Below are 19,644 nucleotides of genomic sequence, written 5' to 3'. Positions count from 1 at the left end.
CTGAGAGAAGGAATTTTTTGGGGACTCGACATGCGGCATGCGCGGTGCTGGATTCATGGATGTTTGGGTGCCTTGTGTCTCTTGCTGGTGGGTCCTCTTCATGCGGCCGACGTGGTCAAGGTCGGTGGCGCGCACTTCCCCCCCTACGTGATCAAGTCCAACCTGCATGACTCGAGTGGCCTGCTGCCGCAGCTGCTCGAAGCGCTCAATCGAGAGCAGAGCGAATACCACTTCACCATGTTGCCCACCGCCATCGTGCGTCGCTTCAGCGACCTGCAGCGCGGGCGTATCGATATGGCTATTTTCGAGAATCCGCAATGGGGATGGCAGGACATCGACGCTGAAGCCGTCGATATGAGGCTGGAAGATGCGGAGTTGTTCGTCGCCAGAAACGAGGCGCTGCGCGACCAGCGTTACTTCGAACAGCTCGAAGGCAAGCGCCTGGCGCTATATCGTGGTTATCACTACGGATTTGCCCAGTTCAACAGCGACCCGGAGTTCCTTACCAACACCTTCAACGCCAACCTCGGTCACTCCCACGACAGCAACCTGCGGATGGTGATACGCGGGCGCGCCGATGTCGCGCTGGTGACGCGCTCCAATCTCTATGACTTCCTCGAGCGCAATCGTGAGTATGCACGGCAGTTACTGATCTCCGAACGTGTCGATCAGGTCTATCGCCATCATGCGATGATTCGCGCCGGCGCGCCGATTACTCCTGAACGCTTCGCCGCTCTGCTCGAGCAGTTGAGGGCGAAAGGCGAGCTGCAACGCATTTTCTCGCCCTATCGCATTGCCGTCACGCCAGGCGTAGCGGATAGCTCAACAGCAATATATGCAGAAGATTGACCGCTGTGTGCAGGGTGATGGCCAGGCTCAGGCGGCCGCTGTAGTGAAAGGCCAGCCCGTAACCCAGCCCCGCGCATGTCGCCACCACGGCGAATAGTGTGCTGAAGGGCAGGTGGGCCGCGCCGAACAGGCCCGCCGTCAGCAGCAGACCAGGCCAGATGCCCAGGCGCTTGATCAGGGCAGTCTGCAACAGGCCGCGAAAGAGCAATTCCTCCGCCAGTACCGCCACGCCGAGATTGACCGCCAGCCACAGCAGCAGGCCCTGCGGCCATTTGGGCTGCCAGGCGACCAGATCCAGCGCCATGGCCAATAGCGGCACCAGCAGCAAGGTGGCGACGCACGTCAGCCAGGCATGTTTCAGCGAGATCACAGGGCTGCGTGGCAGCCCCAGCCACCAGGCGAGCAGGGCGGTGCCCAACAGCAGCTTGTCCCAGGACAGACGCAGGCCATAGGGAGCTGCGTCGTGACTGATGAGACGTGGCTGCCACAACTGCCAAGGGCTGAAACCGGGTATGAGGTGCGCCGCCAGGGCGATTGCGCCGAGCAGGATGAGAGGTAGCCATAGCCAGTTCGGCAGGCGCGATTGTCCGGCCAACAGGACTATGACGAATGCGCTGCCCAGCAGCAGGCCGAGGGGTTGGATGAAACCCAGGCCGGTGCCCAGGACCAGGGTGAGAGCGGGGAGCAGCAAGCGCAGATGCAGGGGCATGGCACCTCTCCTGGAGAAGGCGCGCAGTCTAGCAGGCAGTCGAAAAACTACCTGCGTTGCTATTGCTGCGTTAAAAACAGGCTCGGAATGCTCATTTACAACTCGTAAACTCCGCTTCCTCGCCTGTTTTTGCCTTGCATTAGCTGCCTCGCCTACGTTTTTCAACGACCTGCTAGCAGGCTGCGTTGCGGGCAGTCTTGGCGTTACCTGATGGAACAAGTGCGTTTAGCGCTGACGCTCGCTCTCGTCCTTGGCTTCCTGCTCGATGGCGCGCTTGCGCATGCGTTCGAGCTGGTCTTCGCTCAGGGGCATTTTCTTGGCGCTGCTGCGCAGCACCAGCAGGCTGCCGATCACCGAGCCGAATACCATAACCAGCATCAGCCAGACGTACCAGGGCATGATGACTCCTCACAAGGAATGTAGCTGTCACCATAACGCGCGTTCTGGTTCTTGTCAGTCTGCCTGTAGGACCGGGAGCAGGTTACTGTCGTCCTTGAGCTGCACGCCGCTCAGTTGCAGGCGTAGCGCATGGCGCGCCAGGTAGTCGAGTTTATGTGCTGCCTGCTCGTAGGGCAGGCCCTCGGGACGCACATTGGAGATGCAGTTGCGTTCGCTGTCCAGGCAGCCTACGCGCGGTGCGTAGGTCAGGTACAGGCCGAGGCTGTCCGGCGAGGTGAGTCCAGGGCGTTCGCCGATCATCACGATCAGCAGACGCGCGCGCAGCGCTTCACCTATGCCATCGCCAATTGCCACGCGGCCTTGCTCGGCCAGCACCACCGGAGTGTTGGCCCAGTCGGTGTCGAAGCGCTCGCGGAAGGCTTGCAGCAGCGGCAGGGCATGGCGCTGCACGGCAACGGACGACAAGCCATCGGCCAGCACGATGGCGATTTCAGGGGCGGGCAATTCGTGCAGCAGTTGCACCTGGCAGTCGCCATGCAGATGACGGCCGTGATCCGGGCGCAGCAGGTAGGTCTGCCGGTCTTCGGCGTTACTGCGTACTTTCAGGGTACGAAAACCCGCCGCATGCAGTTGATGCTTGAGTTCGCCGAAGTCCAGCGGGCGATGCACCGCATCGCGCGCCTGGGCATGGGCCAGGCCGAACTTCAGCACTTCGCGGGTGGGCAGGCTGCAGCCGACGCGGCCGAGCGCGATACGTGCCGAGGTATGCGCACGCAGTTCGTCCCAGGGATTTTGCTGAATCAGATCATTGGCCATCACGCAGCTCCCGAGATGTGCGGCAGTTGTTTGAGCAGATGATGACCGCTACCGATCTCACGCAGTCGGCCGCTCGGTTCGGTAATGGCCATGCGCGCCAGCCAGGCATCGAATTCGGGTGCGCGTTTCAGGCCCAGCACATGGCGCAGGTACAACGCATCGTGGAACGAGGTGCTCTGGTAGTTGAGCATGATGTCGTCGGCACCCGGGATGCCCATGATGAAGTTGATACCGGCCGCGCCGAGCAGGGTGAGCAGGCTGTCCATGTCGTCCTGATCGGCTTCGGCGTGGTTGGTGTAGCAGACGTCGCAGCCCATCGGCAGGCCGAGCAGCTTGGCGCAGAAGTGGTCTTCCAGGCCGGCGCGGATGATCTGCTTGCCGTCGTAGAGGTATTCCGGGCCGATGAACCCGACCACGGTATTGACCAATAGCGGGCGGAATTCGCGGGCCACGGCATAGGCGCGGGCTTCGCAGGTCTGCTGGTCGACACCATGATGACCGCCGGCCGACAGCGCACTGCCCTGGCCGGTTTCGAAGTACATGACATTGTCACCCAGGGTGCCGCGCCCCAGCGACAGCGCAGCTTCATGGGCTTCGCGCAGGATAGCCAGGGATACGCCGAAGCCGGCGTTGGTGGCTTCGGTGCCGGCGATGGACTGGAATACCAGATCGATCGGCGCGCCGGCTTCGATGGCCTGGATCTGCGTGGTGACGTGGGTCAGCACGCAGCTCTGCATGGGGATTTCGAAGTGCTGGCGCACTTCGTCCATCATCTGCCACAAGCGCATCAGCGTCGGCAGCGAATCACTGGCCGGGTTGATACCGACCGTGGCGTCGCCGGAGCCGTAGAGCAGGCCGTCGAGCATGCTGGCGGCGATGCCGCGCACGTCGTCGGTGGGGTGGTTGGGCTGCAGGCGTACGGCCAGATGACCGGGCAGGCCCAGGGTGTTGCGAAAACGCGTGATCACCTGGCATTTGCGTGCCACCAGAATCAGGTCCTGATTGCGCATCAGCTTGCTCACTGCGGCAACCATCTCCGGTGTCAGCCCGGCGGCCACTGCTGCCAGACGCGCGCTGTCGGTCTTCTCCAGCAGCAGCCAGTCGCGCAGGTCGCCCACGCTCAGGTGGCTGATCGGGGCAAAGGCGGCGGCGTCATGGCGGTCGATGATCAGGCGGGTGACTTCGTCCTGCTCGTAGGGAATCAGCGCCTCGTCGAGAAAGCGCTTGAGCGGCACCTCGGCCAGGGCCAGCTTGGCCGCCATGCGCTCTTCGTAGGTAGCGGCAGCCAGTCCTGCAAGGTAGTCGCCGGATCGCGCCGGGCTGGCCTTGGCCAGCAGCGTCTTGAGGTCCGCGAAGCGGTAGACCAGGCTGCCGATGGTGGTTTGATAGGGCATGGCTGCAACCCGTTGCAAGAGGATGTACTTGCCGTGCAGTGCTCATGCCAGCGGGCTTGCCGCCGGTGATTGGTGGTCCGCAGGCGCGGCCGAATATTTCGGAAGCCTGAAAACGGTGCAGGGCTGAGACTGGTGCATCAGATTAGCGCGTCGGCATCGTGATGTCTGTCACATGATGGCAACTTGGCGCTGTTTGAATGTCGGCTTTCCGATCGCACGGGGAGGCCGTTCGTGACCCATGCCAGAGCGCTGCAATCGCTGATGCGAGCCGTTACACCGCTCGCCGCGTCGATGAATATCAACGAGGTCGCCGATCTGTTCCTGGCGGCTGAACACCGCGCTTTTCTCTCTCTGCCGGTGGTCGATGAGCACAATCGGCCGCTTGGCCTGGTCAGTCGCGCCACGCTCCAGGACATCTTCATGCAGCGCTTCGGGCGCGACCTGCGAGGTCGCCACCCGGTGGGCGAGGTGATGAACCAAGCGCCGCTGATCGTCAGCCTGGAAACCAGCCTGGAAGAGGCTGCCAAGCAGGTTACCGCGCAGTTGCAGTACCCGATCACCGAGGACTTCATCCTGATCGATGCCCAAGGTGAATATTGCGGTCTGGGCACGGTGCTGGATTTGCTCAAGGCCATGGAGGCGCGCGTTGCCCAGCGCAATCGCGTATTGCGCCAGGCGTTGGTGGACCTCAAGGAATCCCAGGCGCAGTTGCTGCAGTCGGAGAAGATGGCGTCGCTCGGACAGATGGTCGCCGGCGTCGCCCATGAGCTGAACACGCCGCTGGGCTACGTGAAGAACAACGTGCAACTGCTGCGCGAGCTGAGCGAGCCTCTGTTCGGACTGGCCGCCGCGCAGGCGCGACTGGGCCAATGCCTGAGCGACCCGGATTGCGATGAGGCAAGCCTCGCCCAGGCCCTGCAGGCCGCCGAACAGGCTCGCCAGCAGGCGGCGCCGGAGCTGCTGGCCGAGGACCTGAAGCAGCTCTACGGCGACACGCTGTATGGCCTGGAACAGATCGCCGAGCTGGTGGTTGGCCTCAAGGATTTCGCCCGTCTCGACCGCGCCATGAGTGAGGAGGTCGACCTCAATGACTGCATCCGCAGCGCGCTGCTGATCGCCCGTAATCACATCAAGGACAAGGTAGAAGTGGTGCAGCAACTCGGCGAGCTGCCACGCATTGCCTGTGCGCCATCACAGATCAACCAGGTGCTGCTCAACCTGCTGACCAACGCTGCACAGGCCATCGAGGGAGTGGGGCGTATCCAGATCCGTAGCTGGGTCGATGCCCAGGGCGTTCATGTGTCGCTGCAGGACAACGGCCGTGGCATGCCGCCCGAGGTCCTGGCGAAGATCTTCGATCCCTTTTTCACCACCAAACCGGTCGGCCAGGGCACCGGCCTCGGTTTGTCCATCAGTTACAAGATCGTCCAGGACCACGGCGGCCAGATTCGCGTCGCCTCCGAGCCAGGACGTGGCACGCGCTTTCTCATCAGCCTGCCGTTGCCCGCTACCTCCGCCATGAAAAGGAGCGCCTGATGTCCGCACCCGTTCGCATTCTCTTCGTCGACGACGAGGAGCGTATTCTGCGCAGCCTTGCCCTGCAGTTTCGCCGCCACTACGAGGTACTGACCGAGAGCGACCCGCTGCGCGCGCTGCAGCGTCTGCGTGAGGAACACATCCATGTACTGGTCAGCGATCAGCGCATGCCGCAGATGAGCGGGGCCCAGTTGTTGGCCGAAGCGCGCGAGATCGCGCCGAACACGCTGCGCATCCTGCTGACCGGTTATTCCGATCTGGATGCTGCGGTGGAGGCGTTGAACAACGGCGGCATCTTCCGCTACCTGACCAAACCCTGGGATCAGCAGGAAATGGCCTTCACCCTGCGCCAGGCGGCTGAGCTGGCCGTACGCCAGGCGCAGCCGCTGCAAGCTGTCGCCAGTGAAGGGTTGAGTGCACCGCTGTCGGTGCTGCTGCTGGACGACGAGCCGGACACGCTTGCCGTCGTTGGCGAGTTCTGCGTGGCGGGTGGGCATCGCCTGCTGCGCGCACGCAATCTGGCCGAAGCCATGCTGCAGCTCAACAACGAAGGCGCGGACATTCTGGTCAGTGACCTCAGGTTGGCCGGCGAAGATACCGCGCCGTTGCTCAAGACCCTCGCGCAAGCCCACCCGCGCCTGCTCAGTCTGGTGGTTACGCCATTTCAGGACACCCAGGCGCTGCTGCGTCTGGTCAATGAGGCGCAGATCTTCCGCTACCTGCCCAAGCCGATTCGCCGTGGTCTGTTCGAGAAAGGCTTGAAGGCTGCAGCCGAGCAGGCCTTGATCTGGCGCGCGCAACCACAGCAAGTGGTCACTCGCCTGGCCGAGGTGCCGCGTGACGCGCGTGAGCAGGAGAGGGTTGGCAGCCTGATGGGCATGCTCGGGCGCCTGCGTGAACGGCTGATTGCCTGATCCTTGGCTGTGCTGCGCTTTCGCGGCTGAAGCCGCTCCAACGGAGCAGTGAGTGAATGTCTGTGGGAGCTGTGCTTCAGCTGCGATGCCCGGGTGCCGGCGCCAATGCCTCGGATTGCATCGGCTATGGGGCGGCTTAGAAGGGTTTAACCGCGACCAGTGACAGGACGCTTTGCGCTACAATGCGCGGCGTTTTTCATCCTGTTCGAGACCACCCCATGCCTGTCTGCCAAACCCCGATCATCGTCGCCCTCGACTTTCCCAGCCGTGATGCCGCTCTGGCGCTGGCCGATCAGCTCGATCCGGCGCTGTGCCGGGTCAAGGTCGGCAAGGAGCTGTTCACCCGCAGTGGTCCGCAAGTGGTCGAGGCATTGCAGGCCAAGGGTTTCGAGCTGTTCCTCGATCTGAAATTCCACGATATCCCCAATACCACGGCGATGGCGGTCAAGGCTGCTGCGGAGCTGGGCGTGTGGATGGTCAACGTGCACTGCTCCGGCGGCCTGCGCATGATGGCGGCCTGTCGTAACGAGCTGGACAAACTGGCTGGCGCCAAGCCGCTGCTGATCGGCGTGACGGTGCTGACCAGCATGGAGCAGCAGGACCTGGCCGGCATCGGCCTGGACGTGCCGCCGCAGGAACAGGTGTTGCGCCTGGCGGGTCTGGCCGCCGAGGCCGGGCTCGATGGCCTGGTCTGCTCGGCGCAGGAAGCCCGTGCACTCAAGGTCGCGCAGCCGCGTCTGCAACTGGTGACACCGGGTATTCGTCCTGCCGGCAGCAGCGCCGATGACCAGAAGCGCATCCTCACCCCACGTCAGGCACTGGAAGCAGGTTCCGATTATCTGGTGATCGGTCGCCCGATCAGCCAGGCTGCCGATCCGGCACAGGCGCTGGCTGCTGTAGTCGCTGAACTACAAGGCTGAACCCTGTAGCCCGTATGAAATCCGGGGCTGTCTGATATGCCGTCCGATCTGTCCCGGATTTCATCCGGGCTACCCGCTGATCGCGGCACCGCGCTGGTGGAGCCGCCATCAGCGCCCTGCATGACTCGCCACTCCAGAGCCTGATAGTGCTGCTCTGCGTCCGGCCGCCTGGCTAGACTCCTCGCCAATTCAACAAAAATCGCTGCGAGGAAGCAGACATGAGCATGACGTTCTCCGGCCAGGTCGCCCTGGTCACCGGCGCTGCAGCCGGTATTGGCCGTGCCACCGCCCAGGCGTTCGCTGCCGAAGGGCTCAAGGTGGTAGTTTCCGACGTGGATGTGGCAGGCGGTGAGGGCACCGTCGAGCTGATTCGTGGGGCTGGCGGCGAGGCTTGCTTCGTGCGTTGCGACGTGACCCGCGATGCCGAGGTCAAGGTGCTGATGGACGCTACCTTGGCGCAGTACGGCCGCCTGGACTATGCCTTCAACAACGCCGGTATCGAGATCGAGCAGGGCAAGCTGGCTGACGGCAACGAAGCCGAGTTCGACGCCATCATGGGGGTCAACGTCAAGGGCGTGTGGCTGTGCATGAAGCATCAGATCCCCTTGCTGCTGGCCCAGGGCGGTGGCGCTATCGTCAATACCGCTTCGGTGGCCGGCCTGGGCGCTGCTCCCAAGATGAGCATCTACGCGGCCTCCAAGCATGCGGTGATCGGTCTGACCAAATCCGCAGCGATCGAGTACGCCAAGAAGAAACTGCGGGTGAACGCAGTCTGCCCGGCCGTGATCGACACCGATATGTTCCGCCGCGCCTATGAAGCCGATCCGAAGAAGGCCGAGTTCGCCGCCGCCATGCACCCCGTCGGGCGCATCGGCAAGGTCGAGGAGATCGCAGCTGCCGTGCTCTATCTATGCAGCGACCACGCTGCGTTCACCACCGGCCAGGCGTTGGCGGTGGACGGCGGGGCCACGGCAATATGAAGGCTCTATCCTGGTAGTCTGCAAGCAGGCTAAGGTTGGCTCGCAGGGCCACTGTCCGCAGTGGTCCTGACTCAGCACAATCCTGCCAGGTTCAACTGGAGCGATAACAATAATGACCGCCGATCCCTTGCTGACGTTTTTCCTTCCCGCTGCGCTGGGCATCATCATGCTCGGGCTTGGCTTGTCACTGAGCCTGGCCGATTTCGCCCGCGTGGCCAAATTTCCCAAACCCGTGCTGATCGGCCTGGCTTGCCAGCTGCTGCTGTTGCCGCTGGCGTGCTTCTTCCTGGCCAAGGCCTTTGGTCTGGCGCCGGCACTGGCCGTGGGTCTGATGCTGTTGGCAGCCTCGCCGGGTGGCACCACCGCCAATCTCTACAGCCATCTGGCTCATGGCGACGTGGCGTTGAACATCACCCTCACCGCCGTCAACTCGGTGATTGCGATTCTGACCATGCCGCTGATCGTCAATCTATCGCTGGCGTACTTCATGTCTGCCGATCAGGCCATCCCGCTACAGTTCGCCAAGGTGGTGCAGGTATTCGTGATCGTCCTTGGTCCTGTGGCCATCGGCATGTGGCTGCGCAGCCACTTCCCTGGTTTCGCCGAGCGCATGCAGAAACCCGTGAAGATCATCTCGGCGTTGTTCCTGCTGCTGATCATTCTGCTGGCGGTGGCCAAGGACTGGCGCACCTTCGTCGATTACGCGCCTGCGGTGGGCGGGGCGGCGCTGGCCTTCAACCTGCTGAGCATGGCGGTGGGCTACTGCATACCCAGGCTGCTCAAGCTCAACTTGCGTCAGGCCATCGCCATCGCCATGGAGATCGGTATTCACAACGGCACCCTGGCCATCGCCCTGGCCCTGAGTCCGGCGCTGCTGAACAACCCGACCATGGCGATTCCGGCGGCGATCTACAGCCTGATCATGTTCGTGACTGCAGCGCTGTTCGGGCTGTGGGTCAACCGCATGCATGGCACCGAACTGGCCCACGAAGCTGTGGCCGAACGGTAGGGTGCACTGCGCGCACCGGGAAGGCCGCGTGGCTGGCGGTGCGCACGGCGCACCCTGCTGACTGCCCCAGAACTGTAGCCCGGATGCAATCCGGGGTGGCCTTGCAGAGCATTCCCGTACGGGGGGGCTAGCGTTTACCTGCGTTGAGTATCGCCAGGGTCAACAGGCCGGCGACGATGCCCCAGAACGCCGAGCCGACGCCGCCCAGGGTCATGCCGGAGGCAGTGACGAGGAAGGTGATCAGCGCCGCTTCACGCTCGTTGGGTTCGCTCATGGCCTGGGTCAGGCCGCCGATGATCGAAGCGAACAGCGCCAATGCGGCGATGGACAGGATCAGCGCCGCCGGCAGCGCCGCGAACAGCGAAGCCAGGGTGGCGCCGAAGATGCCGGCGATGGCGTAGAACACCCCGCACCAGACCGCCGCCGTGTAGCGCTTGCGTGGGTCCTCATGAGCTTCCGGCCCGGCGCATATGGCGGCACTGATGGCCGCCATGTGGATGCCATGGCTGCCAAACGGTGCCATCAGGATCGACACCAGGCCGGTGCTGGTCAGCAGCGGTGAAGCCGGCACGTCGTAGCCATTGGCGCGTAGTACGGCCATGCCCGGCAGGTTCTGCGAGGCCATGGCGACGATGAACAGCGGAATGCCGATGCTGATGGCGGCGGCCAGCGAGAAGCTTGGCGTCGTCCACTCAGGCGTGGCCAGTTGCAACTGGAAATCGCTGAAATCCAGCAGGCCGAAGACCCCGGCCAGCACGCTGCCGACGATCAACGCAGACAGTACCGAATAGCGCGGCCACAGGCGCTTGCCGAGCAGGTAGGCGAGCAGCATGGCAACCACCAGAATCGGCTGCTGCTCGGCGGCCACGCAGATTTCCAGACCGATCTTGAACAGTACGCCGGCCAGCAGCGCCGCGGCTATGGAGCCGGGAATGCGGCGCATCAGCCGGTCGAAGGTGCCGGTCAGGCCGATCAGCACGATCAATCCCGAGGCCAGAATGTAGGCGCCGATGGCCTCACCGTAGGAGACCTGGGGCAGGCTGGTGACCAGCAGCGCAGCGCCGGGGGTGGACCAGGCGATCATCACCGGCGCGCGATAGCGCAGCGAGAGCACGATGCAGCACAGCGCCATGCCGATCGACAGCGCCCAGATCCACGAAGAAATCTGTCCGCTAGTCAGGCCGGCTGCCTGGCCGGCCTGGAACATCAGCACCAGGGAACTGGTATAGCCGGTGAGCATGGCGATGAAGCCAGCGACCACGGCCGAGGTGGAGGTGTCCGCCAGTGGGCGCAGACGAGTTGGGGCGGCGTCTTGCATCAGAACGTTCCAGTGTCGACGAGGATGGGATAGAGCGAAGCGACCAGCAGCAACGCCATGCCGATGTTGAAGACGCGCAGTGCGCGCGGGTTGTTCAACCACTTGCGCAGCAGGCTGCCGGCGACGGTCCACAACCCCACGCTTGGGCAGTTGACCAGCGCGAACAGCGCGGCGATCAGCAGCACGTTGCTGAAGAAGCCCTCCTGCGGCGTGTAGGTGGTGATGGCGCCGATGGCCATGATCCACGCCTTGGGGTTGACCCACTGAAAGGCCGCCGCCTGGATGAACGTGAACGGTTTGGCTTCAGGGTTCTCTTGGCTTTGCGGTGCGCCGGATTGGGCGATCTTCCAGGCCAGGTAAATCAGGTACGCGGCGCCGACATAGCGCAGCACGTCGTGCAGTACCGGCAATCGCTGGAACACCTGGCCGAGGCCCAGGCCCACGGCGGCCACCAGCAGCATGAAACCCAGGCTGATGCCGAGCATGTGCGGAATGCTGCGGCGCACGCCGAAGTTCACGCCAGAGGCGAGCAGCATCATGTTGTTGGGGCCGGGCGTCACCGAGGTGACGAAGGCGAAGGCGATGAAGGCGAGCAGCAGTTCGGTGGACATGGTCGTTCTCCGGTGACTGGCAAAGCCTATTGCGCGGCTGCAGTGGCGTCGCGGTACAGCCACCGGTGGGTTGAACCATACAGTCTGGTCAAGCGCTGCCTGGATGGTTAGCCTCGGTTTTTTGCCGAACAAGGATAAAGGCGATGCAACCGGACAATCCCTACAGTGCACCGCAGGTGGAATTGCTCGATAGCGCTGGCGTGCAGTCGTTGCCAGGCTGGAGCGCCAGGCAGTTGCAGGTGCTGGGCTGGCTGGCACTGGTCTCGGTAGTGGTCAATGTCCTGGTAGTTGGGCTGCTGTTCGCCGGTGCCCTGCTGGAGGCACATGAGGCTGAACTTCTGTTTAGCTACACCGACTGGCTGAGGCTGGCGCTGACACTACTCGGTTGCTACCTGCTGCTGCGTTTCAAGGCTTTTGCCGAAGCTCGCTTCGCTGCGCGCAACCTGAGCGTGCCGGTATGGGCCGTGCTGGTAGTTTCCCTGCTGCTGGAATTGGCCGACCTGCTGTTCGGCGAGCAGCTGTTTGCAGGGCTGGACTGGCAGACGCTGAGTTATGTGGCGCTGCTGTGCCTGACGGGGCTCTGCACCACTTGGCTGGGGATACGGTTGCTTAAACTGCAATATCCCTATCCGTCGCTGAAGGTGATGGCCTGGCTCGATATCGTCGGTGGGCTGATGCTGACCAGCGTGCTGTTGATGCTGGTGGCGCTGCTGCCCTTGCTTGGGGCCGGCGTAGCGCTGATGCTGGTGTTCTTCAAAGGCGCTGCCGAGTTGCAGGGGGGGGCGCACTGACTGCGTCCAAACGGCAATAGCTGTCTGATGGGCACAAGGCCAGATCACCGCGGGGGCGCTACAGACCTGTAGGAGCCGGCTTGCCGGCGATGCTTTGCCTTTGTGAGGCTGGTGCTCGCCGAGACGCTTGATCGCCAGCAAGCTGGCTCCTACACAGTCATTTTTCTACGTTTGACTGACAGGCATTAGCCCATCGGCTGGTCACCATTTGTAATCGAGGCTGGCCGTGACCCGGCGCGGGTCACCTGCGTAGCAATAGAAACCATCGCAGGTCGAAAGGTATTCCTTGTCGAACAGGTTGTTGGCGTTGAGCGATACGCTGGCGCCACGCAGGCCGGCATCGAGTTGACCGAGGTCGTAGCGCACTGCGGCGTCGTAGACGGTATAGGCGCTGCTGTGGCCGTCGGAAGGATCACGCACGAAGCCCATGCTGCCGACGGCAATATTGTCGGTGGAGCCGACAAAGCGGGCACCCAAGCCGGCGCCGAAGCCCGCCAGCAAGCCGTGGTTCCAGTCATAGTCGGCCCAGATCGACGCCTGATGCTCGGGTATCAGCGGCAGGGCGCGGTTCTTGTCGCGCGGGTCACCGACCTCGGTCATCTTGCTGTTGGTATAGCTGTAGGACGCCGTCAAACTGAGGTTCTCGGTGACGTTACCGGTAGCCTCCAGCTCCAGGCCGCGCACTTCCACCTCGCTCACCGGCTCGGTGGCGCCGGCGGTGTTGGTGGTGACGATGTTCTGCCGCTTCAGGTCATAGACGGCGGCGGTGAACAGCATGTCGCTGCCCAGCGGTTGATACTTGATGCCCAGTTCGTACTGCTTGCCGGTGCTGGGTTTGAACGCTTCGCCGCTGTTGCCGCCCGCTTCGGCCTGGAAGGATTCGGCATAGGACACATAGGGCGTGAAGCCGGAATCGAACACGTAGCTCAGCGCTGCGTTGCCGCTGAATTGGCTGTCGCGACGGCTGTCCTTGGCGTTATTGGCGTTGTAGAACACCGAGTCGGTATCCAGCCGGTCCCAGCGGCCGCCCAGGGTCAGGCGCCAGGCGTCGAGTGCCATCTGGTCCTGCAGATAGAGGCCGGTGTTTCTGCGCTTCTGGTTGTAGTCCTGGAGGGCGGTGTAGGCGACGCCGCTGAAGTCCTGACCGTAGATCGGGCGAATGATGTTGCTGCTGGGAGCCGCACCGTACAGCCAGCGGTAATCGGTGTTGACGCGCAGATAATCTACGCCGAGCAGCAGAGTGTGACCGATTACGCCAGTGTTGAAGTCCGCCTGGAAGTTGTTGTCCACGGCGAAGTGACTGATGTTCTCGTCGTACACGTTGGCACCGCGTGCAACTGTACCGTCATCGGAAACCGCGGTGGCCCAGCCCCCAGCCGTGATGATCTGATTGTCCAGTTCGAGCTTGCTGTAACGCAGGTTCTGATTGAACTGCCAGGTATCGTTGATGCGGTGCTCGAAGGCGTAGCCCAGCGCGTAGAATGTCTTGTCGTAGAACTCCCAGTCAGGGTCACCCAGGTTCTTGTTGTAATCGACCTTGCCGGCTGGCGTGCCCAGCTTGGTGCCTTGCAGGGGCAGGAACTGGCTGGTGCCGCCGGTATCGTCACGGTTGAACTGGCCGAGGAAGGTCAGTCTGGTGTCGTCGGCAATGTTCCAGGTCAGGCTGGGCGCCAGGTTGAAACGCTGGTCGTCCATATGTTCGATAACGGTGCCACTGTCGCGACCGGTGCCGCTGAAACGGTAGAGAACGCGACCTTCATCGTCGATCTTGCCAGTGCTGTCGAAGCTGATCTGCTTGTGGTTGTAGTTACCAATCTGCACCTGCACTTCATGGCTGCTTTCGGCCTGCGGGCGGCGGCTGACCGCATCCACCAGGCCGCCGGGCGGGGTCTGGCCATACACTGCCGAGGCCGGGCCGCGCAGTACGGCGACGCGCTCCAGGTTCCAGGTTTCCAGCTTGGCCATGGTGTAGCTGCCCTTGGGCAGCGGCAGGCCGTCGAGCATCTGGATCGGTTCGAAGCCGCGGATCTTCATCCAGTCGGCGCGGCTGTCACTGCCGTAGCTGCTGGCGATGACTCCGGGCATATAACGCACGGCATCATCGAGGTTCTGCACCTTGCGGTCCTGCATCTGCTCGCGGGTGGCGACGGAGATCGAGCGTGGGGTTTCCAGCAGCGGCGTGTCGGCCTTGGTGCCGGTTGCGGTGCGGTTGGCCAGATAACCACGGGTCGGGCCCCAGGCGGTCTCGGCGGCCTGTTCGCTGGCTGTCACGGTCACGTCCGGCAGTGCCATTGCCGCTTCTGCTGCAGGGGCCAGGCTGTAGGTGCCACCGCTGCCGCCTTGCAGCTGCAGGCCCGTGCCACGCAGCGCCTGATCGAGGGCTTCGATGGCTTCGTAGTCGCCGCTGACCGGTGCCGAGCTCTTGCCCTCGGTCAGGGCCGGATCGATGCTCAGGGTCACGCCAGCCTGGCTGGCGATCTGGTTGAGCGTGGCTGCGAGAGGGCCGGCAGGCAGTTGGTAGGCCTCGGCATGGGCCAGCCCGGCATGGCCGGCGAAGGCGATGGTCAGGGCCAGCAGCGTGTGGCGGAAGGGAGCGGGGCGGAAGGACATTGCGAACGTCTCCTAAGAGTTAATGTATCTCAATGTCCTTCTTGCCGAAGCAGGAAAGAAAAATGACAGGGGCGGAGAAAATTATTTTTCTGCCGGCACCACGCGGGTCCACCAGGGGCCCAATTGCTCGGAGCGCACGGGCAGGCTGAGCGCCAGAGCGGCCAGTGCCTTGTCGCTGTCGTGCAGCGGGAAGCTGCCGCTGATGCGCAGCCCGGCCAGGCTCGGGTCGAGGCTCAGATAACCGTCGCGGTATTCGCCAAGCTGATCGATCAGGCGCTGCAGTGGCAGGTTGTCCGCCACCAGCATGCCGCGGCTCCACGCGTCGGCGCTGATGGGGGCAGGGTGGCTGTCGCCGAGGTACTGGCTATCCATCCGCACCTGCTCGCCGCTGTGGATGATGCGTTCCTGCGAACTGGCCAACGGCCTGGCAGCGACCGCCGACTGCAACACGATCAATTCGGTCGCAGTCCCTTCGCGTCGGACCAGAAAGCGAGTACCCAACGCACGCAGTCGTCCCTGGTCCGTCTCGACGATAAAGGGGCGTGCGTCGCCCTTGGCGGTCTGGATCAGGATCTCGCCGCTGCGCAGGTGCAGGCGTCGTTCGTTGTCGTCGAACTCGATATCCAGCGCACTGCGGCTGTTGAGGCGCACCTGGCTGCGGTCGGCGAGCAGCAGATCGCGTTGTTCTCCGCTGGCGGTATGGTAGTCGGCGAGGTAATCGCCAAGCGGGCGTTGCTGAGCCAGCAGCGCCAGCGTTACTCCGGTGGCCAGCAGCAGACCCAGGGCGCTACCGCCAAGACGGCGCAGGCTGCGCCGACGGCTGACGCTGCTCTGCAAAAGGGCGCGTCGTGCCATCGGCGCGCTGGCGGCAGAAAGTTGCTGGTCGATGCCGCCGAGGCGTCGCCAGACCAGGCCATGCTCCGGGTGAGCGGCCAGCCAGTCGGCGAAGTCGTGGCGCTGCTGCTCGCTGGCTTCACCCGAATCCAGGCACAGCTGCCAGGCGATTGCCTCATCGAGCACGCGAGCCGAGACCTGGCTCACTGCGGCGCTCCGTACAGTGCGATGTAGCACTGGCGCAGGCCCTGGGCGAGGTATTGGCGCACGCGCGACGGGGACACGCCAAGCCGCTCAGCGATCTCGGCGTGGCCGATACCATCCAGACGGTTATAGAGGAAAGCTGCACGAGCCTTGCTCGAAAGCTGACCGAGCAGACGATCGATCTCGGCCAGTTGCTCCAGAGCCAGAGCCTGTTCTTCCGAGCTGGGTTGCACGGCTTGCGGAGCCAGTGCGAGTTCTTCCAGATAGGCACGTTCCAGCGCATGGCGGCGGAACTGGTCGACCAGCAGCCCCTTGGCGATGGTGGTCAGCAGGGCTCTGGGCTCGCGCGGTTTGTGCAGGTCGGTGCGACCGAGCAGGCGGACGAAGGTGTCCTGGCTCAGGTCTTCGGCGCGTTGCGTGCAATTCAGGCTTTTGCGCAGCCAGCCGAACAGCCAGTCACGGTGATCGCGATAAAGCAGACCGACCAGTTGCTGATTGCTGGAATCCTGAACCGACACGCGCACCTCGCGAGATCTAAGTTAAGGTGATAATGATTCGCATATGATCGCAGAGGTCGTGTCGGGGTGCAATCACGCAGTAGCCTGCGTGACCGGCGGCGCAGAGGAACCAAGGAGGCAGGCTGAATCGGTAGGCGCGAACTCTGCAAATGAAATATGGATGCGATGGTTACGTACGCTCCTAGCGGCTGCGCGCCAGCGCATGATTGACGTCCAGCCAGCCCTGCACGGCCTCTTCGCCCATCTCGCCGAACACGCGCTGCAACAGGCGCGCCTGTTCGCGGCGCAGAGCCTGCTCCAGTTTGGCGCCCTCGGGGGTGAAGCCGAGAACACGCTTGCGCTTGTCGTCTGCGGCAGCCCCGCTCTGTACCAGGTTCATCTCGATCAGCTGGCGCAACGGCATGTTCAGCGCCTGTTTGCTCACGCCCAGGTAACCCAGCAGCTCGGTCATGTTCAGGCCCGGGTACTTGGCGATGAAGAACAGGATGCGGTGATGCACGCGCGACAGGCCGCGCTTGGCGAGCATCTCGTCGGGCTTGGCAGTGAAGGCCTGGTAGCCGAAGAAGAAGGCTTCCATGGCGGCCTGCTGAGCAGCGGCGTTTTTGATGACCTGCGAACCATGACGGCCGGCCTGCGCGCCCTCGGCGGGTGACGTTAAAAATCTCTCGGGGAAATTTTTTAGGTCAGTCATATTGACGTATCTCTGTTTGGCGGCGTAGTTTCGGTCAAGCAGTTTGACTTAATTCCAATGACTTTTGCACCCCAGGACATCCCATGGCCTTCTCCGAACGCATCGCCCGCCTGAAAAGCTCCCTGATCCGTGAAATTCTTGCCGCGGCGCAGCGTCCGGAAGTGATGTCCTTCGCCGGTGGCCTGCCGGCCGAGCCGATGCTGCCGAAAGTGGACTGGACCGAGATGCCGGCGAGCATGGGCCAGTACGGCATGAGCGAAGGCGAGCCGGCGCTGCGCGAGGCCATCGCCGCTGAGGCACGTGCGCTGGGTGTGCCCTGCGATGCCAGCCAGGTACTGATCGTCAGCGGTTCGCAGCAGACCCTGGACCTGGCCTCCAAACTGTTCATCGATCCGGGCACCGAAGTGCTGCTCGAAGCGCCGACCTACCTGGCTGCCCTGCAGGCCTTTCAACTGTTTGGCGCCGACTGCATCAGCGTACCGCAGGAGGCCGACGGCCCCGAGTTGGCGGCGCTGCGTCAGCGTCTGGAAAACCACAAGCCGGCCTTCGCCTACCTGATCCCGACTTTCCAGAATCCGTCCGGCACCCGTTACAGTGAAGCCAAGCGTGAAGCCGTGGCGGCGCTGCTCGACGAGTTCGGCGTGACCCTGATCGAGGACGAGCCGTACCGCGAGCTGGTGTTCGATGCCGGTAGCGCCACCCCCATCGTCAGCCGTCTGCAGAAGACCAGCTGGATCTACACCGGTACCGTGTCCAAGACGCTGCTGCCAGGCCTGCGCGTCGGCTACCTGATCGCCACCAAGGACCTGTACCCGCACCTGCTGCGCCTGAAACAGTCGGCTGACCTGCACACCAACCGCATCGGTCAGTGGCAGGCGCTGCAGTGGCTGGGCAGCGAGCAGTATCGTGGCCACCTGGCCGAGCTGCGCGACTTCTACCGCATTCGCCGCGACGCCATGCAGGCGGCGCTGCTGGAGCACTTCGGCGACCTGGCCGAGTGGGAGATTCCGCAGGGTGGCCTGTTTTTCTGGCTGACCCTGAAGCAGCCGCTCGACACCCGCACGCTGCTCGATGCGGCGCTGGCGCAGAACGTCGCCTTCATGCCTGGCGAGCCGTTCTTTATCGATCCGGATGCCAACCCCGGCCACCTGCGACTGAATTTCAGTCACGTGGCACCGGAGCGCCTGGGCGAAGGGTTGCGCCGCCTGTCGGAGGTGATTCAAGCGGCACAGGCGAAGTAGAAGCTTGAAGCGTAGGAGCCGGCTCGCTGGCGATGCGCTTGCTAAGGCGGATCGCCGGCAAGCCGGCTCCTACAGGTAAAAGAAGGAAACACGGGAGGGCAACGCGATGTTCAAGGTTTACGGCGATTACCGCTCGGGTAACTGCTACAAGGTCAAGCTGATGCTGCATCTGCTGGGCAAGGAGTACCAGTGGATTCCCATCGATATCCTCAAGGGCGAGACACAGAGCGAAGCCTTCCTGGCCAAGAACCCCAACGGCAAGATCCCGGTGCTGGAGCTGGAAGACGGCACCTGTCTGTGGGAGTCCAACGCCATCCTCAATTTCCTCGCCGATGGCAGCGAGTTTCTGCCGACCGAGCCGCGCTTGCGTACCCAGGTGCTGCAGTGGCAGTTCTTCGAGCAGTACAGCCACGAGCCCTACGTTGCGGTGGCGCGTTTCATCCAGCTCTATCAGGGCATGCCCGAGGAACGCCGCGACGAGCACGCGCGCTGCCTGAAACTCGGCTACAAGGCCCTGAAGGTGATGGAGAGGCAGCTCGAGCGTACGCCCTATCTGGTCGGCGAGCATTATTCCATCGCCGACATTGCCCTATATGCCTACACCCACGTGGCTCACGAGGGCAGCTTCAGCCTCGAAGCTTTCCCGGCGGTTCGCGCCTGGCTTGATCGCGTCGCCAGTCATCCACGCCACGTGACCATGCTCGGCTGATCACGGTTCGGCGATGGCCTGCGTCCGTGAAGCGCAGCGCTGCCGCCATACCAAGGGGCTCAATCCGGTCTCGCGGCGAAAGGTGCGGGTGAAATGCGACTGGTCGCAGAAGCCGAGGGCGTGGGCGATCTGCGTCAACGGCTGGTCGGTGGCTAGCATCATCTCCCTGGCCGCCTCGATGCGCTTGCGTGCCACATAGGCCAGTGGCGTGATGCCGAAGGTCTGTTTGAACACATGGGAAAAATGGCTGCTGCTCAGTTTGAGTTGGGCAGCCAGGTCGCAAGTGCGAATGGCGGCGGCCAGGTTGTCGCCGATGTACTGATCCAGGCGTCGCGTCTGCCAGCGTGTCAGACCGGTTGTGCAATGACGAATGCTGCACTGCTTGCAGCCGTTGACCTGGCGTAGCAGCGTCATGGCCTGCTCGACATGCACGTAGGCGCTTTGCGTGTCCTCCAGCAGCTGCGTTTCCGCCTCCGCGAGCAAGGCAGCGATACGGTCCAGTAGCTGTGGTTCTAGCCCGGCCTGGTGCAGGCAGGGCGTAATTGCCTGAAGTTCGCCGAACGAGCCCATTGCCAGCCTCCTTGTCTTATT

At 63.2% G+C, this 19,644-nt stretch carries 20 protein-coding genes; 9 read left to right on the top strand and 11 right to left on the bottom strand.

The window, feature by feature from the left end; all coding sequences use genetic code 11:
• Window positions 1-30 precede the first annotated feature (30 nt).
• Entirely contained in the window at window positions 31-849 is an 819-nt protein-coding gene (locus tag H3221_RS08605; protein ID WP_196474195.1) for a substrate-binding periplasmic protein, read from the top strand.
• Here the strand turns inward: H3221_RS08605 and H3221_RS08600 are convergent.
• The 4 genes from H3221_RS08600 to H3221_RS08585 form a co-directional block, all read right to left on the bottom strand.
• Complete coding sequence (locus tag H3221_RS08600; RefSeq protein ID WP_196474144.1) at window positions 800-1,558, bottom strand: CPBP family intramembrane glutamic endopeptidase; 759 nt, start codon at window positions 1,556-1,558, stop codon at window positions 800-802. The two genes, H3221_RS08605 and H3221_RS08600, sit on opposite strands and share 50 nt — an antisense overlap.
• 225 nt (window positions 1,559-1,783) lie before the next feature.
• Window positions 1,784-1,957 carry a DUF2897 family protein gene (locus H3221_RS08595; RefSeq protein ID WP_196474145.1) on the bottom strand — a complete coding sequence of 58 codons (174 nt, stop codon included), beginning with the start codon at window positions 1,955-1,957 and terminating at the stop codon, window positions 1,784-1,786.
• Window positions 1,958-2,011: 54 nt separating this feature from the next.
• The gene (gene eutC, locus H3221_RS08590) at window positions 2,012-2,773 is read right to left on the bottom strand and encodes an ethanolamine ammonia-lyase subunit EutC (RefSeq protein WP_196474146.1); all 762 of its coding nucleotides are present in this window, start codon (window positions 2,771-2,773) and stop codon (window positions 2,012-2,014) included.
• Window positions 2,773-4,167 (bottom strand): ethanolamine ammonia-lyase subunit EutB, encoded by a 1,395-nt coding sequence (locus tag H3221_RS08585; RefSeq protein ID WP_196474147.1) that lies wholly within the window; start codon window positions 4,165-4,167, stop codon window positions 2,773-2,775. The genes eutC and H3221_RS08585 overlap by 1 nt, the downstream gene beginning before the upstream one ends.
• A 261-nt stretch (window positions 4,168-4,428) precedes the next feature.
• On the opposite strand from H3221_RS08585, the gene H3221_RS08580 reads away from it, so the two are divergent.
• The 5 genes from H3221_RS08580 (at window position 4,429) to H3221_RS08560 (ending at window position 9,526) form a co-directional block, all read left to right on the top strand.
• Window positions 4,429-5,703, top strand: a complete 1,275-nt coding sequence (locus H3221_RS08580) for a sensor histidine kinase (protein WP_196474196.1) — start codon at window positions 4,429-4,431, stop codon at window positions 5,701-5,703.
• Window positions 5,700-6,617, top strand: a complete 918-nt coding sequence (locus H3221_RS08575) for a response regulator (RefSeq protein WP_196474197.1) — start codon at window positions 5,700-5,702, stop codon at window positions 6,615-6,617. Before H3221_RS08580 ends, H3221_RS08575 begins: the two co-directional genes overlap by 4 nt.
• 218 nt (window positions 6,618-6,835) lie before the next feature.
• The gene (gene pyrF / locus H3221_RS08570) at window positions 6,836-7,537 is read left to right on the top strand and encodes an orotidine-5'-phosphate decarboxylase (RefSeq protein WP_074914639.1); all 702 of its coding nucleotides are present in this window, start codon (window positions 6,836-6,838) and stop codon (window positions 7,535-7,537) included.
• Window positions 7,538-7,755: 218 nt separating this feature from the next.
• A complete protein-coding gene (locus H3221_RS08565) occupies window positions 7,756-8,517 on the top strand; it encodes an SDR family oxidoreductase (protein ID WP_196474148.1) in 762 nt (253 codons plus the stop codon).
• A 112-nt stretch (window positions 8,518-8,629) separates the two neighbouring features.
• Window positions 8,630-9,526, top strand: coding sequence for a bile acid:sodium symporter family protein (locus tag H3221_RS08560; RefSeq protein ID WP_196474149.1), 897 nt, complete (start codon window positions 8,630-8,632; stop codon window positions 9,524-9,526).
• 127 nt (window positions 9,527-9,653) lie between these two features.
• Here H3221_RS08560 and H3221_RS08555 read toward each other — a convergent pair whose 3' ends face one another.
• Window positions 9,654-10,844 carry a benzoate/H(+) symporter BenE family transporter gene (locus H3221_RS08555; RefSeq protein ID WP_196474150.1) on the bottom strand — a complete coding sequence of 397 codons (1,191 nt, stop codon included), beginning with the start codon at window positions 10,842-10,844 and terminating at the stop codon, window positions 9,654-9,656.
• Complete coding sequence (locus H3221_RS08550) at window positions 10,844-11,455, bottom strand: LysE family translocator (RefSeq protein ID WP_196474151.1); 612 nt, start codon at window positions 11,453-11,455, stop codon at window positions 10,844-10,846. Before H3221_RS08550 ends, H3221_RS08555 begins: the two co-directional genes overlap by 1 nt.
• Window positions 11,456-11,598: 143 nt before the next feature.
• On the opposite strand from H3221_RS08550, the gene H3221_RS08545 reads away from it, so the two are divergent.
• Window positions 11,599-12,246, top strand: a complete 648-nt coding sequence (locus H3221_RS08545; protein WP_196474152.1) for a hypothetical protein — start codon at window positions 11,599-11,601, stop codon at window positions 12,244-12,246.
• Between the two features lie 201 nt (window positions 12,247-12,447).
• Here H3221_RS08545 and H3221_RS08540 read toward each other — a convergent pair whose 3' ends face one another.
• The 4 genes from H3221_RS08540 to H3221_RS08525 form a co-directional block, all read right to left on the bottom strand.
• Entirely contained in the window at window positions 12,448-14,856 is a 2,409-nt protein-coding gene (locus H3221_RS08540; protein ID WP_196474153.1) for a TonB-dependent siderophore receptor, read from the bottom strand.
• Window positions 14,857-14,937: 81 nt separating this feature from the next.
• The gene (locus tag H3221_RS08535) at window positions 14,938-15,897 is read right to left on the bottom strand and encodes a FecR domain-containing protein (protein WP_196474154.1); all 960 of its coding nucleotides are present in this window, start codon (window positions 15,895-15,897) and stop codon (window positions 14,938-14,940) included.
• On the bottom strand, window positions 15,894-16,412 hold the full coding sequence (locus tag H3221_RS08530) for an RNA polymerase sigma factor (protein WP_196474155.1): 519 nt from the start codon (window positions 16,410-16,412) through the stop codon (window positions 15,894-15,896). Before H3221_RS08530 ends, H3221_RS08535 begins: the two co-directional genes overlap by 4 nt.
• 181 nt (window positions 16,413-16,593) lie before the next feature.
• Entirely contained in the window at window positions 16,594-17,103 is a 510-nt protein-coding gene (locus H3221_RS08525; RefSeq protein ID WP_196474156.1) for a MarR family winged helix-turn-helix transcriptional regulator, read from the bottom strand.
• A gap of 83 nt (window positions 17,104-17,186) precedes the next feature.
• Here H3221_RS08525 and H3221_RS08520 point away from each other — a divergent pair, with 83 nt between their 5' ends.
• Together H3221_RS08520 and H3221_RS08515 are read left to right on the top strand one after the other, a co-directional pair.
• The gene (locus H3221_RS08520; protein ID WP_196474157.1) at window positions 17,187-18,344 is read left to right on the top strand and encodes an aminotransferase-like domain-containing protein; all 1,158 of its coding nucleotides are present in this window, start codon (window positions 17,187-17,189) and stop codon (window positions 18,342-18,344) included.
• A 106-nt stretch (window positions 18,345-18,450) separates the two neighbouring features.
• Window positions 18,451-19,053, top strand: coding sequence for a glutathione S-transferase family protein (locus H3221_RS08515; protein ID WP_196474158.1), 603 nt, complete (start codon window positions 18,451-18,453; stop codon window positions 19,051-19,053).
• Here the strand turns inward: H3221_RS08515 and H3221_RS08510 are convergent, their stop codons facing one another.
• Window positions 19,054-19,623 carry a helix-turn-helix domain-containing protein gene (locus tag H3221_RS08510; RefSeq protein WP_196474159.1) on the bottom strand — a complete coding sequence of 190 codons (570 nt, stop codon included), beginning with the start codon at window positions 19,621-19,623 and terminating at the stop codon, window positions 19,054-19,056.
• Window positions 19,624-19,644 lie beyond the last annotated feature (21 nt).

It is taken from the genome of Pseudomonas chaetocerotis, assembly GCF_015712105.2.
GTDB lineage: Bacteria > Pseudomonadota > Gammaproteobacteria > Pseudomonadales > Pseudomonadaceae > Aquipseudomonas > Aquipseudomonas chaetocerotis.
This window is presented reverse-complemented; position numbering and strand designations above follow the sequence as displayed.